Annotated in this window: 14 protein-coding genes; 10 read left to right on the forward strand and 4 right to left on the reverse strand. The window is 60.4% G+C overall.

All coding sequences use genetic code 11. The features are described from left to right. Positions 1–305: 305 nt before the first annotated feature. Both QCD60_RS08610 and QCD60_RS08615 read right to left on the reverse strand, forming a co-directional pair. Positions 306–6569, reverse strand: coding sequence for a hypothetical protein (locus QCD60_RS08610; RefSeq protein WP_279784288.1), 6264 nt, complete (start codon positions 6567–6569; stop codon positions 306–308). Positions 6570–6702: 133 nt separating this feature from the next. Then, complete coding sequence (locus tag QCD60_RS08615) at positions 6703–7320, reverse strand: hypothetical protein (protein WP_279784290.1); 618 nt, start codon at positions 7318–7320, stop codon at positions 6703–6705. Between the two features lie 243 nt (positions 7321–7563). Between QCD60_RS08615 and QCD60_RS08620 the strand changes: the two genes are divergently transcribed. The 6 genes from QCD60_RS08620 (at position 7564) to QCD60_RS08645 (ending at position 16078) form a co-directional block, all read left to right on the forward strand. Next, positions 7564–8244, forward strand: a complete 681-nt coding sequence (locus tag QCD60_RS08620; protein ID WP_279784292.1) for a response regulator transcription factor — start codon at positions 7564–7566, stop codon at positions 8242–8244. Beyond that, entirely contained in the window at positions 8241–9977 is a 1737-nt protein-coding gene (locus QCD60_RS08625; RefSeq protein WP_279784294.1) for an ATP-binding protein, read from the forward strand. The genes QCD60_RS08620 and QCD60_RS08625 overlap by 4 nt, the downstream gene beginning before the upstream one ends. A 198-nt stretch (positions 9978–10175) precedes the next feature. Further along, positions 10176–11750 carry a TolC family protein gene (locus QCD60_RS08630; protein ID WP_279784296.1) on the forward strand — a complete coding sequence of 525 codons (1575 nt, stop codon included), beginning with the start codon at positions 10176–10178 and terminating at the stop codon, positions 11748–11750. Between the two features lie 16 nt (positions 11751–11766). Then, entirely contained in the window at positions 11767–12084 is a 318-nt protein-coding gene (locus QCD60_RS08635; RefSeq protein WP_279784298.1) for a hypothetical protein, read from the forward strand. An 88-nt stretch (positions 12085–12172) separates the two neighbouring features. Continuing rightward, positions 12173–14299 (forward strand): peptidase domain-containing ABC transporter, encoded by a 2127-nt coding sequence (locus tag QCD60_RS08640; protein ID WP_279784299.1) that lies wholly within the window; start codon positions 12173–12175, stop codon positions 14297–14299. 3 nt (positions 14300–14302) lie between these two features. Continuing rightward, positions 14303–16078: an HlyD family type I secretion periplasmic adaptor subunit gene (locus tag QCD60_RS08645; protein WP_279784301.1), complete on the forward strand. Its 1776-nt coding sequence runs from the start codon at positions 14303–14305 to the stop codon at positions 16076–16078. 27 nt (positions 16079–16105) lie between these two features. Here the strand turns inward: QCD60_RS08645 and QCD60_RS08650 are convergent, their stop codons facing one another. After that, complete coding sequence (locus QCD60_RS08650) at positions 16106–16801, reverse strand: alpha/beta fold hydrolase (RefSeq protein WP_279784303.1); 696 nt, start codon at positions 16799–16801, stop codon at positions 16106–16108. Positions 16802–17123: 322 nt separating this feature from the next. Here QCD60_RS08650 and QCD60_RS08655 point away from each other — a divergent pair, with 322 nt between their 5' ends. The 4 genes from QCD60_RS08655 to QCD60_RS08670 all read left to right on the forward strand — a co-directional run bounded on the left by QCD60_RS08655 (position 17124) and on the right by QCD60_RS08670 (position 19722). Further along, the gene (locus tag QCD60_RS08655) at positions 17124–17948 is read left to right on the forward strand and encodes a TetR/AcrR family transcriptional regulator (RefSeq protein ID WP_279784305.1); all 825 of its coding nucleotides are present in this window, start codon (positions 17124–17126) and stop codon (positions 17946–17948) included. A gap of 93 nt (positions 17949–18041) precedes the next feature. Continuing rightward, entirely contained in the window at positions 18042–18692 is a 651-nt protein-coding gene (locus QCD60_RS08660; protein ID WP_279784307.1) for an HAD family hydrolase, read from the forward strand. A gap of 28 nt (positions 18693–18720) precedes the next feature. Further along, positions 18721–19161: a GNAT family N-acetyltransferase gene (locus tag QCD60_RS08665; RefSeq protein WP_279784309.1), complete on the forward strand. Its 441-nt coding sequence runs from the start codon at positions 18721–18723 to the stop codon at positions 19159–19161. A 51-nt stretch (positions 19162–19212) separates the two neighbouring features. Then, positions 19213–19722 (forward strand): GNAT family N-acetyltransferase, encoded by a 510-nt coding sequence (locus tag QCD60_RS08670; protein ID WP_279784311.1) that lies wholly within the window; start codon positions 19213–19215, stop codon positions 19720–19722. A gap of 175 nt (positions 19723–19897) precedes the next feature. On the opposite strand, the gene QCD60_RS08675 is transcribed toward QCD60_RS08670, so the two are convergent. Next, positions 19898–20665: a hypothetical protein gene (locus QCD60_RS08675; protein WP_279784314.1), complete on the reverse strand. Its 768-nt coding sequence runs from the start codon at positions 20663–20665 to the stop codon at positions 19898–19900. Positions 20666–20667 lie beyond the last annotated feature (2 nt).

A 20667-nucleotide genomic window follows, 5' to 3' on the forward strand; every position in this document is an offset into this window, starting at 1 on the left:
GACGGGCAACCTGATCATCCTTGAGGATTACCCTCGTCAATGAGGGCCCCTTATGTTGCGGGCCTTACCTTAGTGCATTGAGCATTATTGGTAAACAAATGTTTCTCATCATCCTGTTACAGGCAACAATCCAGCGCCCTTAAATACGATATAACTTACTGATCCAGATAAGAAAAAAGCCTCCTGCCGGAATTATCCGGGAGAAGGCCTTTATTGTTACAGCAGGTAATTTTCTGTTTATCCTGCAGAGAGTTCGGGCTCGCATGCCGGCCCGAAGCCCCTGCAGACAAACGGTCAGAACATCGTTACGCAGCCGCCTCCAGACCGGCATCTGTGGCGGTGGTATAGGTATCGACCGTGGTGTCGGTACTGCTGCTGCCGGTCAGGGCAGACAACAGCAGCTCAGCGAACTGGTCGAGGTTTTCCGAGGTCCACACGGTTGCCATGTCGAAGCTGGTGTTGGCGTTATCTGCCTGTGCCACCAGCTGGTCCATGCTGAGGGTGGAGACGGTGTTGCCATCGCTGTCCACCAGCTGCAGTTCTTTCACATCGACACTGGCGTAATCGCTGATCGTCACCTGCGCGTAGGATTCGCCATCCACCACGTAGTTGATCAGCAGATCACTGCCATCAATGGCGGTGTAGACGTTGTCACTGGTCATGTCCTTGTCGAAGAAGGTGTTGGCGGCAATCTGAATCACATCATTGCCACCGGCCTCTTCGTACACGGTGTTTTTACCATCGCCCAGCGAGATGACGTAGGTGTCAGTGCCTTCACCGCCGCGCAGGTCATCGTTGCCCATGCCGGAATAGAGGGTGTCGTTACCGGCACCACCGGACAGGTCATTGTCACCGGCGTAGTTGTAGGCGATCTCGTAGACCATGATGGCGGCCACCAGCCCTTCGAAATCATCGAAGTCAGCCAGACCGGTGCTGTCAAAGCCCAGCTGCTCGGCAATCCAGTCCAGACCATCGAAGGTCCAGTCGATACCGGTGCTGACGCCATCGGCAGCGGTCGACAGGGCGCTGTCGATGGCATCGCTGACATCGGCATCGGCCACATACTCAAAGGCACTGCTGATGGAGCTGATGGCGGAAGACAGGCTGTCAGCGCCTTCATCCACCAGATCAGACAGGGCATCGCCGATATCCACATCAGCCAGATCCAGCCCGGTGATGTCATTGAGGTAGCCAATCGCGGTATTGGCCGTACTGTCCAGATCGTCACCGAAACTGTCCGTAGCCGCGACCACGCTGTCCAGCACGTCGGAAATATCTCCGGCGACGCTGTCCCAGACGTCGTACAGATCTTCCACCAGCGTATCGGTCAGGTATTCGGTAATGGCGTCGAAGCCGTCACCGATGCTTTCCCATACCGAGTTGAGGCTGTCGGCACCGTCCAGCAAGAGGGTATCGAGCAACCCCCAGCCCAGACCGATCATCACGTCGTCACCGTCGTTACCGGAGATATAGGTACCGGCGGTGGTAGCGAAGATGGTGTCGTCACCGTCGCCGCCCATCAGCACGTTACCGATCAGGTTCAGATCACCGAAGGAGCCGCTGGCCAAGCTGTACAGCTGTGACCCGACATACTTGGCGTTCATCAGTGCCGAGCCCCAGTCGCTCCAGCTGGTGTAGTCGTTCTCGGTCAGACTTTCCAGAGTATTGAAGACGGTGGACTGCGCCAGACCGATGATCACGTCGTTGCCGTCACCGCCCAGCACCACGTTGTTGGTGGCATTGGAGACGATCAGGTCGTCGCCGCTGTCGGCCACGGCGATGGTGGTTTCACCGTTGAGGATCAGAGTGTCATCACCGCTGCCGCTCTCAACAAAGTTGAAACCGGTATCGACGGTAATGGACGACTTGCTGGTCGAAGTTGCCTCAGTGGCGGTATCGGTGGTTTCAGTTTCGGTGACGCTCTTCAGCGTGCCACTGCTACCCAGTACCACGATGGTGTCGTCACCGGCATCGGTCAGCACCACGTTGTGCTCACCGTAGATCACCGCCACGTCATCACCGTCACCGGTCCAGCCGATGTTGAACTCGGTGCTGTAGGTGGTGGTAGTGGTCGAGGTGCTGGTGGCCTCCTCGCTGGCTTCTTCCGCGGTACTGGTAGACGTGGAATTGCTGGAAGTAGACACCATCACCAGCACGTCATCGTCGGCCCCGGTCACGGCAACGTTGTAGGTGCCGATCTGGGTCACCACGTTGTTGCCGTCACCCGCAGACACCACGTTAACGTTGGCACTGTCACCGCCCATGGCGATGGTGGTGATGACGTCATTGCCGTCGCCAGCGGTAACGATATTGGCCTTACCCAGGGTCGTCACCACGTTATTGCCTTCACCGGCCACCACGGCGCTGTAGTTACCGAGTACCGTCACCACATCATTGCCGCTGCCGGCGACGATACCGTTGTAGGTGCCGACGGCGGTGATGACATCATCCCCCGCGCCGGACACCAGCACGTTATTGCTGCCAAGAGCAGTGATCACGCTGCTGTCGCTGCCGGTCAGCACGACGTTGGTGGAGCCGATGACGGTGATAACATCGGTACCGCCGTCACTTTCGGCCGCCGAGGACAGCCCGGCCTCATTCACCAGATCGGTGGCATAGATGCCCGCCGTCAGGGAGTCGACCAGCCCCACCGCGGTCGCCGCGATTTCGTCATAGGCGCCGGTGACCGCAATGTTGGTGGAGCCAATCGCGGTAATCACGTCGGAGCCTGAATCCCCGTAGATAATGTTGCTGGAACCGATCGCCGTCACCACATCATCACCGGTGCCTGACCACAGTACGTTGGTGCTGCCGAGGGCCGTGATCACGTCGTTGCCGCTGCCGGTGTAGACCACGTTGACCGAGCCGATAGTGGTGACGATGTCGGTACCGGCGCCAGTGGCCAGATTGTCGCCGAGGAACTCACTGACGGTATCCAGTGCATCGCTGTCGGTGCTATCAGCCAGGGTATCGGCCAGCCAGGTCAGGCCATCGCCGAGACCCAGCAGCACCACGTTGTTGGCACCGACCGTCGTGACCACGTTATCGCCCGCGGTATTGAGCACCACGTTGGTTTCACCAATGGCGGTAGTGATGGTATCGGCGCCGTTGGCCAGCAGCACGTTGGCCGCACCAATGGCGGTGACAACGTCATTGCCTTTACCGGTGTAGACCAGGTTGCCCGCACCGATGGCCACCACGATATCATCGCCGGAGCCGGTATTGATGGCGTCCTTGATGTACTCCACCCCGGCTTCAATCACGGTATCGGCATCATCACTGTCGATGGCCTCGCTGAGCAGATCGCCGAGGCCCTGACTCAGACCTTCAATGATGGAACCGGTCTCAGTCAGCACCACGTTACCGCCACCGAGGGCGATCATGGTGTTATCACCTTCTGCCGCCACCAGCAGGTTACCGATACCGGCAGCCACCATCAGGTTGTCGCCACCGTTGCTGAACATCAGGTTGGCCGCCCCCACACCGATCAGGGTGTTGTTGCCGCCACCGCTGAGCAGCGCATTGGTACTGCCCAGCGCACCGACCAGGTTGCTACCGCCGTCGAGGTAGGCGACGTTGAGGCCGCCGCCCATGATCACGGTGGAGTCACCACCGTCGCTGACCACAACGTTGGCACCACCGGCGGCAATGATCTGATCATTGCCATCGCTGGCAGTGATGACGTTGGCACCGCCCAGAGCAATAACATCATCCTTGCCGCTACCGACTACGGCCACGTTGGCACCGCCGTAAGCACGGATAGTGTCGTTGCCACCGCCGCTGGTAATGACGTTGGCACCGCCATAGGCATTGATGCTGTCCTTGCCGGAACCGGTGGTGATGACGTTGGCACCGCCACCGGCGGTGATGTCGTTCTTGCCGTTACCCGCTTCAATAACGTTGGCGCCGCCCCAGGCGGTGATGCTGTCGTTACCACTGGTGGTAGTGATGACGTTCGCCGCCCCGGCCGCCTCGATGCTGTTGTTACCTGCACCGGCGTCGATTTCGTTGGCACCGCCGTCGGCCACGATGGTGTCGTTACCGGAGCCTGCGGTGACGTAGTTGTTGCCACCGTAAGCGGTCACCTTGTTGGTGCCGTCACCGACATTGATCACGTTGCTGCCACCAGCGGCATACACGGTATCGCTGTCATCGCTGATCTGGGCCTGGCTCGCGGTGATGGTGGGGATTTTGATGGTGGTACCGAACACCTTCACCGTCTTGTAGGTGGTGGTGTAGACGGTTCCATACTCGGCAGAACCACTGGTATCGATGACGTTACTGGCGCCATTGACTTCCACATAGTCGTTACCGCTGCCGGTGGTGATGACGTTGCTGGCCGAGTTGGCAGTGATGGTATCGTTGCCGCTGCCGGAATCGATCACATTGGAGGCGGCATTGACGCTGATGGTATCGGCACCGCCACTGGTATTGATCACATTGCTGGCGCCGTCGGCGGTGACGCTGTCAACACCGTCGCCGGAGTTGAGCACGTTGCTGGCACCGCCCAGAACGAAGGTGTTATTGCCACCGCTGTCGGTCACGATATTGCTGCCACCGTAGGCTGTGACCTTGTCGTCGCCACTGCCGACGGTCACTTCGTTACCACCGCCTGCCGCATAGACTTCGTTGTTGCCGCTGCTGGCATCGACCACGTTGTAGCCGCCATAGACCTTGATGGTGTCGTTGCCGGTACCGGCATCTACTTCATTACCACCACCGGCGGCATAGACGTAGTTGTTACCGTTACTGACATCGATGTTGTTGTAGCCACCGTAGGCGTTGACCGTATCGTTGCCATCTCCGGCACTGATATCGTTGTAGCCGCCTTTGGTGGTGATGGTATCAGCACCGCTGCCGGTGGTGATGACGTTGCTGGCGGCGTTGGCGGTCACGGTATTGTCACCGTCACCGGCGTTGACCACGTTGGAGGCGGCATTGACGGTGATATTGTCGTTACCGCCGTAGGTTTTGATGACATTGCTGGCGCCGTCGGCGGTCACGGTATCGGCACCGCTGCCGGAGGTCAGAATGTTACTGGCACCACCAAAGGTAAAGGTGTTGGTGCCGCCGGAATCGGTGACGATGTTGCTGCCACCGTACACTTCCACCTTGTCGTTGCCACTGCCAACAGTGACTTCATTGCCACCACCAGCGGCATAGACGGTGTTGGTACCGTTACCGATGCTGATGTCGTTGTAACCACCGTAGGCGGTGACCTTGTCGCTGCCGCTGCCGGCACTGACGGTGTTGTAGCCACCGCTGGCCGAGACGGTGTTATCCCCCTCACCGGCATCGATGATATTGGCCGCCGCTGCCACGCTGATAGTGTCGTTGCCGCCGTAGGTCTTGATGCTGTTATAGGCACCGTCGGCGGTCACCGTATCGGCCCCGCTGCCGGAGGTCAGCACGTTGCTGGCGCCGCCCAGTACGAAGCTGTTGGTACCGCCGCTGTCGGTGACCTTGTTGCTGCCGCCGTAGACCTTGATGGTGTCATTGCCGGAGCCGACCTTGACATCGTTGCCGCCACCGTAAGCAGTGACCTTGTTGTTGCCGGAGCTGCTGTCGATATCGTTGTAACCACCGTAGGCAGTGACGGTATCGTTGCCGGAACCTGCATCGATCTTGTTATAGCCGCCAGTGGTGCTGATGGTGTCATCACCGCCTTCGCCATAGATCTTGTTGTAGGCTGCCGTGGCGCTGACGGTGTCGTTGCCATCACCGGCATAGACGGTGTTGCTGGCCGCAGTCACGCTGATGTTGTCGTTGCCGCCGTAGGTCTTGATGCTGTTATAGGCACCATCGGCGGTCACGGTGTCAGCACCGCTGCCCGAGGTCAGGGTGTTGCTGGCACCGCCAAGGGTAAAGGCGTTGGTGCCACCGCTGTCAGTGACGGTATTGCTGCCGCCGTAGACCTTGACGGTGTCATTGCCGGAACCGACGGTCACCTTGTTGGCGCCACCGTTGGCGTTGATGCTGTTGTTACCGCTGCTGGCGCTGACCTTGTTGTAACCGCCGTTCAGGCTGGCGCTGTCATTGCCGGAGCCGAGGGTGACGTCGTTATAACCGGCGTTGCTGTAAACGTAGTCGTCGCCTGAACCGGCGTTGATGTCCGCCACGGCCGCCGCGTACAGGTAGATCTTGTCGTTGCCATCGCCGCCCGTGACGATGTTGTCGAGGCCAAAGTACAGCTTGATGGTGTCGTTACCGGTGCCGCCATCGACCTTGTTGTAGCCACCCACCTTGATGATCAGGGTGTCGTCGCCCGAGCCACCGCTGATCTTGTTATAGGCACCGGCGGTGATGGTAATGGTGTCGTTACCGCCCTCGCCGTCGATGATATTGGCGCCCAGGGACGAGGAGGTATAGGTATTGTTACCGTTACCCAGGTTCTTGTTGGTGTAACCCAGCGCGGCAATATCCTCCGCCAGATCTTCCAGATCATCACCCAGATCACTGAACGCCTCACCGATATCGTTCAGATCGTCACCGATGTCATCCCACAGGTCTTCCCCTGCACTGACGACCGGGTCGACTACATTCTTTTTAATCCAACTCCATACACTCATGGTGTCATTCCTCAAACAGGCGACATCCTGTCGCGACTCTTGGCGTCCTGTTGTGACCAGGCCTGTGATGCTCGACCCGTAACCCATACCTGAAAAACGCACAGCGGCACCGCTCGGGTGCCGCTGTTAACAATCACTGTGTGCCGCCGCTGACGCCCAGCACCACGAAGGCCTGGGGCTTGTACATCACCGCCGCCAGCTGCTCGATGGCGCGGGTGATAATGGCGGGCTTGTCGGCGGTGTAGCGCTGGCAACCCTGGCTGTCGTGCCAGAACAGCAGCAACTGCAGGCTGTTGTCCTGCACGTTGAGCAGCACTTCGGCACCAATAAAACCGGCATAGTGCTGGGCTTCCTGTACCGCCGGGATCAGCTGGTCGGCGAGGTGCTCAAGGCGGGCGCTCTGGCGCAGCGGAAAGATGAACTGCAGCAGCACCCGCGCCTGACGCAAAGGCTGGCGGTAACTGCTGAGCAGGGTACGCAGGGTGGTCGGGGATTCACTGCTGGTCAGCTGGCTGAAATGGCTGAACCAGAGATCGTGGCTGTCATCGAAAAACTGCTGCAGCGGCTGTTCGCCAGCAAAGGTCAGCAGCCACTGTAACGCGCCGGTTTGCGGTTGCAGGCAGCGCAGCAGGCGGCGGCCACCAGGCTGGGCAGCCACCGCACAGGCCAGCTCGAAGCCGAATTGACTGGCGTTGTGCGCGCCGTCTTCGCGCATTGTTCCGAGCCATTGCACACTGGCTGCGTAGTCCATCCCCTGTCCCCTTCTGGTTATCTGGCAGGGTCAGTAAAACGCGTGTGGATGACATGATTCTGTGCATAATGATGACAAAAATGTCATCGAAGACGGGGCGACTTCTGCGGCAAGATAACTGCAGTCCGTTCTGCTGCGAGCACAAGGCCCGACAGCAGACGGACAGGCACCAGAATCTGCCGGTCAGCCCCGTCATTGCGATGTACAGAGCCATACCGACATATCTGGAGCCCGACTCAGCCAATGAATGTTTTGCTGATCGAAGATGAACAACGTATCGCTGAATTTGTTTGTGCAGGTCTGAAAGAACAGGGCTTTCGTGTCGATCACTGTGCCGATGGCAACACCGGCATGGACTACGCCAGCACCCGCACCTTCGATGTCATTCTGCTCGACATCATGGTGCCGGGGCGTGATGGCCTGTCGATTCTCAAGGCACTGCGCAAACAGGGCAGCACCACGCCGGTGATTCTGCTGACCGCCCGCAACGAGCTGGATGACCGTATCGAAGGTCTCAACCTCGGTGCCGACGATTACCTCGCCAAGCCCTTCTACGTGGAAGAGCTGGTGGCCCGCATGCTGGCCTTGCTGCGACGAGCCACTGGTGAGCGGCAGAACACCCTGAGTCTGGGAGGCCTCACCCTCGACCGCCTCAGCCGCGAAGTCCGCAGCGGCAGTGAAGTGATCGAGCTGACCGGTCGCGAATTCAACCTGCTGGAGTACCTGATGCGTTCTCCCGGCAGGGTGTTTACCCGCACCCAGATTCTCGAACATGTCTGGGGTTATGACTTCGACCCCCAGACCAACGTGGTGGACGTCTGCATCCGGCGCATACGTAAGAAACTGGAACAAACGGGTGCTACCCCCATCGAAGCCATAAGGGGGGTCGGTTACCGTCTGAACAAACCGGATGGCTCGATGTGAAATTTCCCAGCCTGCGCCTGCGCTCCTTTCGCCTGCGCGTCGCCCTTCAGGCGGCGCTGCTTACCCTGCTCAGTCTGGCCATCTTCACCGCCATGACCTGGCATATCCTGTTGCAGCAGCGGCTGCAGCAGATCGATGGCGCACTGTACGCCGAATTCGCCGGCGAGCTGTCCCGCCGCCTGCCCCGTCAGGTATGGCCAACGATTTACCAGCAGCTCGATGGCGCCTTCAGTGGCTACACCCCGGCCAACACTGACTCACAGCGGGTATTACTGCTGGCCCTTGATCAGAACCGTGAGGTGGCCTTTCGCAGCGAGACCTGGCCCGTGCATCTGCAACCCGAGCAGCTGCCGCCGGTGGCCAGCATTCATGTCCGTCAGCCCTCTTCGCGACCGGCCAGCCCACCGCCCCCAGCCGCCGGAGCAGAACGCCCACAGCCTGCTGACCGGCCACCTCCCTACGATGAAGAACGGAACTTTGTACCCCACGGCCAGATGCAACAGCAGCAGCTGGACCGCATCCCCGCGCCGCCGTACTACAAAGACCTGAAGGTGGACATGCGCACGGTCGAAGTGGACGGCGTGCGCTGGCGCATGGGCGGTATCGAGCATCCGGCGTGGAAGGTCTACGCCGGGGTGAATCTTGATCTGGTGCGCACCCAGCTGCTGATCAGTCTCAGCCAGCTGTGGATCGTAGTACCACCGGCGCTGCTGCTGATGCTGCTCGGTGCCTGGGTGGTAGCGGGACGGGCACTGCGCTCGGTCAGTCACCTCAGCGACAACATTGCCAGTATCGACGTGGCTGATCTGACCCAGCGTCTGTCAGACGCTGATAATGACCGCGAGTTTGCAGCCATTGTGGCCGTCTTCAACGCCCTGCTGGAACGGCTGGAGCGCAGCTTCCATCAGGCCAAACGCTTCTCCGGTGACGCCGCCCACGAGCTGAAAACACCGATGATGATTCTCCATGCCGGGCTGGAACAGGCACTGCAACAGGCGCCGGATGGTTCAGCGCTGCAGAGCACCCTGAGCAAACTGCTGGAGGAGACGCATCGTCTGCATGCCATCATCGGCAAATTGCTGCTGCTGGCACAGGCCGACGCCGGACGACTGCCGCTGCAACGAGGCCCCATTGACCTTTACGCCATGCTGGAGGAGCTGGAAGAGGACTACTCCATGGCCGCGCCAGAGCGCGACTTTGACTGGCAGGTACCGCGTCCTCTGGTGATCAGCGGTGACCCGGACCTGCTGCGGCAGGTGTTCCACAACCTCATCAGCAATGCCATCAAATACGGCCGGCCCGAAGGCTGGATCAGGCTGGTGGCGCACCGGCAGGGTGATCTCTGGTGCCTTGATCTGGCTAACGCCTCGGTGGGTATCGCTATTGAGTTTCGTGACCACCTGTTTGATCGCTTCTACCGCATACCCACCACCGTCACCCAGCCGGAACGGCGCCACGGGGGCACACCGGATATGCCCCGTGCCCAGCAGATCGCCCGCCAGGGCGGTGAACGACGGGTGGATGGACTCGGCCTCGGTCTCGGTCTTGCCCGCGAGATTGCCCGCGCCCACGGTGGCGATCTGGTGCTGCTCCACGCCGAGCCGGGCGAAGCCTGTTTCCGCCTCACCTTACCCGCCCTGCCCGCCCCCGAAGGCACGGAAAACCGACAGAAAACCGTGCCGTTCCATGACAAAACTGTAATTGGTTCCCACGCCGAGACCCACCTAGTATGACGCCCATCCACCGCTTCTACGGAAGCGGTAACGGGTTCCCGAACGAGCTCACGATCTCACGCGCCAGCGTCCGCTAAGGCGAAAAGCACCGCGCTATGCCGTTTAGCCCAGCTGAACGGGCAGGCCGACCGGCTTTTCCACCGCCAGTGACCGCTGCAGCAAGATCGGCAAGCCGTTCTAGCTAACAGGGGTCTCACCATGCACCACACCACCGTTCCTGCCTGCCTGCGCCCTGCCGCCATGCTGCTTGCCAGCCTGCTGCTCAGTGCCTGTGCCGGGAAAGTGGCGCCGCTCACCGCGGATGTGCAGCAAAGGGTCGCCCGCCAGCAGCAGGCCATGCCAGCCCTGCAGGGACAACTGCCCGCAGCCCCGCTGGATGCCGCGGCGGCGGTCAGCGTCGCCCTGCACAACAACCTCAGCCTCAAGGTCAGTGCCCTCGACACCCTGCTGGCCAGCGGTGAGCTGGACATGGCACGGCTGCAGATGCTGCCCGACTTCAGCGTGCAGGCGGGCTACACCCTGCGCGACCGGGTGGAAGACAGCAGCGACCCGCTCAACCGTAAGAGTTACGCCGCGCAGGTGTCATGGAACGTACTGGCACTGGCCGGACAATGGCTGAAAGCCCAGCAGGCCGGTGAGCGCCAGCTGGTCTACCGCCAGCGCTATCAGGACACCGCCGATCAGGTCGCCAGTGACACCCTGGTGGCATGGCAGCAACTGGCCGATTTTCAGCAGCAGGCCGCCGCACTGGACCGCGCGGATGCCAGCATCGACAGCACTCAGGCATTGCTGCAACGCCTGCAGCAGGCACAGCTGCGTGACCCGCTGGTGCTGGCGCAGTACGCCGACACCCTGCTGGCACTGAAATCACAGATTCGCACCACCCGCCTGCGTGGCGACAAGGCTGCCAGCAACCTCGGCACCCAGCTGGCCAGTGCCGGTCGTCGTGTGCAGATTGCCACCGATGACACCAGCCTGCCGGCAGCCGATCTGGTCAGCGCCCTGCTGGGTGTACCGGAAGATCAGCTGGAGCAGCACGCCCTCTACTTCCGCAATGATCTGCGCGAGAACGACATTCAGGCCCGGCTGCTGCGGGAACAGGCGCGGATGGCCTGGACCAGCGCCCTGCCGGGGCTGCAGCTGTTCTACGCCAGGGAATACGACACCGACATCAACCTCGACCCGCCCAGCTGGCAGCAGCACGGCTTCAGCCTGGCGTTCAATCTGCTCGGGCTGGTGTCTGCCGTGGTCCAGCACAAGCAGATCGTGCTGCAGCAACAGCAGCTGGAGCTGAAACAGCTGGCGCTGGGTTATCTCACTGTCGAGCAGGTACGGCTCTCACGGGAAGCCCTGCAGATGAGCCATGACAGCTGGCTGGAAAGTCAGCAGCGCGCCGCTGCTGCCGAGCATATCGCCGCCATCCGCCGCACCCGTACGCCCTTCTACGAAGACGATGAGCTGGACCGGGCCCGGGCTGAAGTGCAGGCCATTCAGGCTCAGGTGACGGCCAATCAGGCCCGTCAGGACATGCTGCAGGCTTATTGGCAGCTGTTGCAGGCCAGCGGTATCCAGCTGGTGCCTGCGGCGGTCCTGGCCGGAGCGGCCGAGTCCGCCAGCAGCTCACAGCAGCAGCTGCGCCAGTACTGGCAGCAGCTGCCCGCACAGATTCAACAGCAGCTGCTGGCGATCCAGCCTGCCGCGCTGGCCAGCACATCCGCTACGGCTCACCCGGCGGCGCCTCTGGCGCTGGCACTAAGCACCCCCACTCCCTGATTCAGGAGCACTGACCATGAAACAGACACTGATCGACGGTATCCAGGAAGTCTCCATCGTCTCCGGCCTGATCCGCATGGATCTGTTCAGCTACACCGCCGGCGCCCGTGACGAGCAGAACAAACCACCCCGCGAAGTGGTGGAACGGCTGGTGGTCTCACCGGAAGGTTTTCTGCAGATGTACAACACCCTCGACAAGCTGGTGCGCCAGATGGAAGGCAAGGGCCTGCTGCAGCGCCGCCAGCCGGCTGACGAGACCCTGCTGCAGATCGGCGCGGAGCAGGACAGCCCGCCACCGGTACAGCGTGCCCAGGGCAGCGCTAACTTTGCCTGATCGCCGCCGTGGTTCAGCACAGCTGAACGACGCAACGCAGCAGGACGACAAACCCCTTTAACTTTTGTAAACAGGCAGTGAACACTCCATGGACTCAGCGCTGAAATGTCTGGTACTGGCCGGTCGCCAGCTGGGGCACACCACCACGGTGGAAAAGCTCAAGCGTGACCATGCCATCACCGATGCCGAAGTGGCCTATCCGGCGCTGGCCGGTATTGCCACCGCGCTCGGTCTCAAGGCCAGCGCCCTGAGTCTGGACTGGCGTGCGCTGCTCAAGGCCAGCGATGCCCTGCCGCTGATTGCCCGGCTGCGCAATGGCCTGTCGGTACTGGTGGTCAACGTCCGCCATGTCGATGGCGAGGAGCAGGTGCAGATTCTCGACCCGCTGTCGGCCGATGTGGCCCTGACCTGGCTGCCGCGCGAACGTTTCGAGCAGGCCTACACCGGGCAGGCGCTGCTGCTCAAGCGCGATGAAAGCCGCGAGCAGGCCAGCACCCGTTTTGGCTGGCACTGGTTCGTCGCCGAAATCGGTCAGCAGCGCGGGCTGTTCACTCAGGTCATTCTGCTGGCGCTGTTTCTGCAGGTGCTGGCCTTTACCCCGGCGATCTTCACCCAGGTGGTGTTCGACAAGGTCATCACCTACCACAATCTCGACACCCTGCATGTGCTGTTTGCCGGAGTGCTGATTGCCCTGCTGTTCAATGCCCTGTTCGGCGGCCTGCGCAGCCTGTTGTTGCTGCATGCCACCAGCCGGCTGGATATGCGTGCCACTGCCTTCAGCTTCCGCCGCCTGCTGCAGCTGCCACTGGGGCTGTTCCAGCGCACCGCGGCCGGTACGCTGGTCAAGCATATTCAGCAGACTCAGCAGATCCGCGAGTTCTTCACCGGCAACCTGCTACTGACCCTGATCGAGCTGCTGGCGCTGGTGGTGATCCTGCCCACCCTGTTTTTCTTCAGCTGGCAGCTGACCCTGATCGTTCTGGTGTTTTCTGCCCTGATCGCCCTGACTACCCTGATCAGCGCCTGGAGCAACAAACCACGGCTGGTCAGTCTGTATGAGGCGGAATCCGCCCGTCAGGCGCTGCTGACCGAAACCATTCAGGGCATCGAGACGGTCAAATCACTGGCGCTGGAATCCACCCAGCAACGCCAGCTGCTGGAAAGCTCGGCGCAGGCTACCCGTCTGCAGTACCTGATCGGTCGCCGTACGGTGCTGGCCGGTGAAGTCAGCCAGCTGCTGATGAAACTGATGTACGTGGTGTGCATGTGGGTCGGCACCCAGCTGCTGCTCGACAACCAGCTCACCGCCGGTGCCCTGATTGCCTTCAACATCATGTCTGCCCGGGTGACGTCGCCGCTGGTGCAGCTGGTACAGCTGCTGAGCAAGTTCCAGCAGACCAGCATCTCGCTGGGCATGCTCGCCCGCCTGCTTAATCAGGCACCGGCGCAACAGAAGGAAGGCGGCCTGACCAGCCCGGTTCGCGGCCAGATCGATATCGACAATCTCAGTTACTGCTACCCCGACCGCCAGCGTCCGGCGCTGGACCAGCTCAGCCTGTCGCTCAAGGCCGGGCAGAGCCTCGGCATCGTCGGCCGCAGTGGTTCCGGCAAATCAACACTGGTCAGGCTGCTGCTGGGCCTGCTGGAGCCGGGCAGCGGTCTGGTACGTATCGACGGTCAGGACGTGCGCGAGTACGACGCCAGCCACCTGCGCGGGCAGATCAGCGTAGTCAGTCAGGAGGCCATGGTGTTCCGCGGCACCGTGCGCGACAACATCGCCAAGGCACGGCCCTGGGCCAGTCTGGATGAGGTGATTCAGGTGGCTAAACAGGCGCAGGCCCACGAATTCATTGAACAGCTGCCACAGGGCTACGACACGCCGCTGGAAGAACACGGCGGTAATCTGTCCGGCGGCCAGCGCCAGCGGCTGGCACTGGCCCGCGCGCTGCTGGTCAACCCGCGCATTCTGATTCTCGATGAGGCGACCAGCGCCCTCGATCCGGAAAGTGAAGCGGCGATCCGCAAGAGCCTGCAGCAAATCAGCCGCGAGCGTACCGTGATCCAGATTTCCCACCGCCTGTCGATGCTGACTGATATGGATCAGATCGCCGTGCTCAACCAGGGTCGCCTGCTCGACCTCGCTCCTCACGCCACCTTGCTGTCACGCTGTGCCCTGTACCGCGGCCTGTGGCGCATCCAGCATCCTCAGGGGTAAGCCATGAACGCACCACAACCCGTGCCTACCATCATTTCTCCTGTTGACGATCACGCCGACAGCAGGGACACACCCCTGCTGGAATTCGCCCCCGGCGAGCTGATCTACGCCCTCGACAGCGCCCCACGCGAGGCCTATCGCATCGTCAGTGGTCGGGTGGCGCTGATGCGCCCCAATGGCGACGAGGTGGACGTCGGCGACAGTCTGGGTGCTGGCAGTCTGCTGGCCGACAGCGAGCTGGTTGCTCTCAACCCACGCCGTTACAACGCCGTGGCGGAAACCCTGACGCGCCTGCAGATTATCGACCGCGATACCATCATCGCCCGCATGGCGGAAGATGCCGACTACGCCCGGCAGTTGCTGGAGCAGGCCCGTATCACGCCCGCCGCCACGGCAGCACCTGCGGCTAGCACCTCACTGCTACCGGCTACCGAGCCACAGATCAGCGCCTTCAACCCCGACTACCTGCTGCTGCAACAGCATGAAGCGCCGCAGCTGCTGCGCTGGACCGTACCGGTCCTGTGTGCGGCGCTGCTGAGCCTGATTGCCTGGGCGGCCGTGGCAAAAACCCAGACCGTGATCAGCGGCCATGGCAGGCTGATCACCGATGTGCCGACCATGGTGGTGCAGAGTTTTGATCAGGCACTGCTGAAAGAAGTGAAGGTGCAGGAAGGTGAAGCCGTCAGACAGGGGCAGCTGCTGGCCCTGCTCGATCCCTCGGTGGCCGAAGCCGACCAGCACAGTGTGCGCCAGCAGCTAAACGCTGCTCAGGCGCAGATGGCCCGGCTGGCAGCCGAACAGCAGTGGCAGGATCACCCCGAGGCTGACGCCCCCGTGTTCAGCAGCGATGCGCAGGAGCAGGCGCGGCAGGCCACCCTGTATCAGGTACGGCAGCGCCAGTATGAGGCCAGCGTTGACAGTTATCGCAATGACATCGCCGCCCTCGACAGCCAGCTGCAGGGGCAAAAACAGGCACTCAAGGACCAGCAGCAGCAACTCAAACTGAGCAAAGAGTTCACCGCCCTCAAACAGGACCAGTATCAGCGTGAAAAGGAAGCCTATCAGCGTGATGGCGTATACCGGCTGGAATACCTGAAGGCGGCGCAGTCCCTTAGCGAAGTGGAAAAGGACACCCAGGCGACCCGCACCTCGATCCAGAGCAACAGCAAGCAGCTGGCCGCCAAACAGGCGCAACTGCAGGCCTTTCGAGCCCAGTGGCAGGCGCAGAATGAATCCGACATGAGTGATCTGCAGCGCCAGCTCACCCAGTTACAGGCCCAGCTGACCAAGCAGGACCGCAACGCCGGGCTGGTGGCTTTGCGTGCCCCCGCCGATGGCATCGTGCAGAGTATTGCCCTGCAAAACCCCGGGGCGGTGATTCGCCCGGCGGAAACCCTGTTCGAGATCGTCCCCGACAAGGCAGCACAGGAGTTTGAAGTGGCCATCAGCCCCAGTGATATCGGCCAGATCAAGGTCGGCGACCCGGCACAGATTCGCCTCGATACCCTGCCCTCGGTACGCCACGGCATCCTCACCGGCACCCTGACTTACCTCAGTGCCGACTCAGTCAAAGGCAATAACCGCCAGGCCCCGGAAGAGGCCATGTACCGCGCCCGTATCCGTATCGACGGCCAGCAGCTGTTTGATGTGCCGCCCAGTTTCGCCCTGCGCCCGGGTATGACCGCTACCGCCGATATTCAGGTGGGTGAGCGGCGGATGATTTCCTATCTGTTCTATCCGGTGGCCCGGGCCCTGCACCAGAGTTTCCGCGAGCCGTAAACATGACGTACCAGAACAGGCTCACACTCAGCTATACCACCCCGCTATCTGTTCAATGACCTGCTGCGCCGCTGCAGGCATCTGCGCCAGATAGCCATTGAGCTGGTGACCACAGGCAAAGCGCAGGTGCGTCACACTGGCCGCCTGTCGGGCATGCTGCTCATAGCGCTGCAACACCTCCGTCGGAATCACCTCATCCTCCTGCCCGCTGAGTAATAACAGATTGCCGCGAAATGCCTGCAGCCGCTCCCACGCATCGGAATACTGCCAGCTGCCGGGCTGACGGATCAGCCCGGTAAAGCCCTGATCGAAACGCATACTGTAAGCATCGCGGTGGTAGGCGGCAGGGACCATCAGCACCAGATTGGCGACCGGCACTGCCGTACTCAGCCGCAGTGCGGTGTAGCCACTCATGCTGGCACCGACCACCGTCAGCGGCGCCGCCCAGGGTTGGGTGGCCAGCACCCGTAGCGCCTGCCCGGTCCGCTCACGCAGACTGGACTGCTTCAACACTCCGGCACTGTCACCGTGCCCCGGCATATCCAGCGCCAGCGAGCCGATACCACGCTGCCACAACGCCTCTCGCAGCCAGTGAAATCGCCCGCGATGGCTTTGCCCCGCACCGTGCAGGCACAACACCTGTGGCACGCGCCCAAGGCGGTCACCCACTACCCGGCCATTGCCATACGGCAGATGAAATGGCGTACCTGCCATTATGGTCATATCAGCTCCCTGACTATCAGTCATGAATTAACTCAGCATGAATTAACTCAACATGAAGTAATGATGTACTGCAGTTTATATACACAGGCCAATGCCAGCCTGCGCACCCTTTCTGGCCATTTTGATGACTGTCATCAAAATGACACTGAACTATGTCAGCAACAATACTAGACTCACGGGTACGCCATCGTGAGCAGCCAGATCGGCACCATGGCGACCGCAATCACAACAAGAGTGGCAGACCTGTCGCAACCACAGGCTGATAGCGAGATAAGCCTCAGGGTCCAGCGCCACTCCACAGCCCGAATAAATGGAGTATTTGATGGCTACCCGCAAGAAAACCACAACAACGACAGCGACCACCACGCCAGCTGCGACGGCAACACCGGCCAAACCCCGTACCCGGTCAACCAAACCGGCCGCCAGCCGAACCCCGGCAGCAGCTTCAACAGCCGAAGCTCAGCAGGAGCGCCGTCAGGCCATCCTCAGCACCGCCCTTGATCTGCTGCAGAGCCAGGGTTACACCGCCACCAGCATGCTGGCCATTGCCCGAGATGCCGGCGCTTCCAAAGAAACCCTGTATTCCTGGTTCGGCAACCGTGAAGGGCTGTTCGTGCAGCTGATTGAGCAGCATATTGCCCAGCACCTGACCCCTCTGCTCAGCGCCAGTGTCAGCGATGCGGCCGTGCTGCCCGTGCATCTGCGCGCCGTGCTGGCCTTCTGGCTCAGCCCCGCCACCCTGGCGCTGACCCGTGCCGCCATCAGCGAAACCAATCCGGCACTGGCGCAGGCACTGAATACGCAGGGTCTGCAGGCCACCACCAGCCATCTTGCTATTGTGCTGGCGAGCCTTGGCCTCAGCTGCCCGGTGAACAGCGATCAGGGTGCCTATCTGCTCAGCAGCCTGCTTGGCCCCTATCAGCTCAGCGCCCTGCTCAGCGGTGAAACGGTCAGCCTTGATGACAGCCTGAGCGCCCATATCGAAGACGTGCTGGCCAGCTGTGCGGTGACCGCCACCGAGACCGTCAGTGAGGCAGAGGAAAGCGCACCGGCCAAGGCGGAGAAGAAGAAAAAGGACAAGGGTGGCAAAGACAAAAAGGACAAGAAAAAGAAAAAAAAGCATGATCTGGGCATGCTCAGTGACTGATCACCATCATCAGTAGGCATGCCCACCTGCCTTGACGCTCACCGTACTCCTTGTCGATGATAATGACCGCTCAACCACGACAAGGAGTACGGGGTGAAAATTCAGGCAGTGTTATTTGATTGTGATGGGGTACTGGTCGACAGCGAGCCTCTTTCCAAGGGCTTGCTGCTGACCATGATTACTGAGCTGGGTATCGAACATGATCTCGGCCAGCGCCTGATTTCTGTGTCCGGCCAGCGCATGAGCGAATGTCTGGACAATGTCGCTGAATGGCTGCAACGCCCGCTACCCGGCGATTTTCTAGAGCAGTTCCGCCAGCGTGAATACGTGCTGCTGCGCCAGCAGCTGCAACCCATCCCCGGTATCCACAGTGCCCTTGAACGCTTGACCCTGCCACGGGCCGTGGCCTCCAACGGGCCGATGGAAAAAATCCTGATCAACCTCGACAGCACCGGCCTGCGTCATCACTTTGGCGAACACCTCTACAGTGCCTACGATCTCGACCGTCATAAGCCCGACCCCGCACTCTATCTGCATGCCGCCGCACAACTGGGCATTGAGCCCGCCGCCTGCCTGGTAGTGGAAGACAGCCCCTTTGGTGCCGAAGCCGGTCTGCGCGCCGGGATGACCGTCGTGGGTTATGGCGAGCAGCGCGTCAGCCTGCAGCAGATGGGCACCCTGCCACTGGCCGATATGGCGCAACTGCCTGACCTGATCAGCGCCCTGACAACTGATCAGCAGTAACAGAACCAAAACAACGCAGGAGACAGGCGTGATTCGGACCGTTGAACGGCAGGATTTACCACAGCTGCTGGTATTGTGTGGCGACCATGCCCGCTATGAAGGCGCGACTTATGACCCTGCGGGGAAGCAGGCGCAACTGGAGGCAGCCATCTGGAGCACGCAACCCGCCCTATTTGTGCTGGTAGCGGTCGAAGGCGATACGCTGACGGGCTATGCCAGCGCAACCCGCGAGTTCTCCACCTGGGATGCGGACTATTTCCTGCATATGGACTGCCTCTACATCAGTGAAAGCCATCGTGGTCATGGGCTGGGGTATCAGTTTGTCGAGCAGCTCAAACAGCTGGCCAGACAGCTGCGCTGCACTCATCTGCAATGGCAGACACCTGCCGATAACCACAGTGCGGTCAGGTTCTATCAGCGTCTGGGGGCCACCAGCAAAGATAAAAAGCGCTTCTTTCTTGCCTTGTAAAACCCGATCGTGCTTTATGCCATCCTTTTGCCCTCTCAACAGGCGCCTGCCATGACTCCACCTGCCTTCCAGCTCCGCCCCGCTACCGCTGACGACGCCACCGCTATGGTGGCGGTGCACTATGCTGCGGTGCACGCCATCTCCCCGACGCACTACGCTGCCGACATCCTGTCTTCCTGGTCACCTGAACCGGATGAGTATCGTTGTGCCTGGCTGGCCCATCTGGTCGACAAGGACAGCACAGTCTGTCAGGTGGCCCTGTCAGCAACGGGGCTCATCGTGGGGTTTGTGCTGGCGCTACCGGCCCAGTCCAGACTGCAGGCGCTGTATGTCGATCCCGGTTGCAGCGGCCAGGGTGTGGGTGTCAGTCTGCTCAGGGCGGTGGAAGAACAGTGCTATCAGAGTGGCGTGAGCGTACTGGAGCTGTATGCCTCATATAACGCGGAGCACTTCTACCGCCATCAGGGCTATATGTCAGTCAGCGCGGCCACCCAGTCACTGGCCGATGGCAGCAGTATGAGTGCCGTATTGATGTGCAAACATCTGGCAAAGGCGGGCTGAATAAGGGCAGATGAGATGGAGCTGGCGGAGGGTGGCCGAGATGGTGAATGGCTGACCCTTCCTGGCGCAATCATTCACGATGTCATGCCACGCTGACTCAGTAATCAGATAGGTACTGCCATTGATTTCCTCTTCGGATTTGACCGTATCCCGCCCCAGCACCTGCGTGCATTTACTATTCGCTGCTGTTTAGTGCAAAAGAGGCGACCGTATATTGTTCGCCGTTTTTCTCGCAGTCAGCAGCAATCGTTTGCCAATATTTCTCAGTAACTAAATAGGTGCTGCCGTTGATGTCGGCTTGTGTTTTGACGGTATCTTTTCCGAAGATCCAGTGACGCCGGGACAACGCCAGACTGGTATCCGGTCGGTCCTCATCTACCGTACCTTCCCACAGCGCCAGCATCTTTGCTTCCTGCCAGTGAGCAAAGGCAATGATATGCCCATCATCCCAGCGATACCCTACCGTGCAAAGATGATTAGTTTTTCCATTCTCTTCATAAAGCGCTATCAGCTCAGCAATCGCTGATTGTGGCCGGGTAAAATACGGCTGAGTTGAAAGAACCACTCTTTCTTTGGCACTTTTATTGAAAACATCGGGTAACTGATCAGCCTTACTGACATTGATGCTGGAGAAAAAGGCGGCAACAGTGCACAAAATATAACAACGGACATTATTCATTTTCTTCCACCGCATATTATTTTTTTGCCTTAGAGAGAAAACTATCAGAGAGCGTATAAAACGTCTGGCCACCTTTATCTGCAAAAAAGACGAAATTTGATCCCGGGCTGTCTGAGCCGGTAGTACGCCAGGAATACAAACCAGACTGACAGGTAATCCACGCATGTTTATTAACAGCACAAGCAGGAAAACAAGGTGAAAGAACGATCTTGTCATACCACCTAACATAAAAATGGCCCGGTTTTCCTCCGGGCCATTTTGCATTA

The sequence above is a fragment of the Pokkaliibacter sp. MBI-7 genome (assembly GCF_029846635.1).
Lineage (GTDB): Bacteria > Pseudomonadota > Gammaproteobacteria > Pseudomonadales > Balneatricaceae > Pokkaliibacter.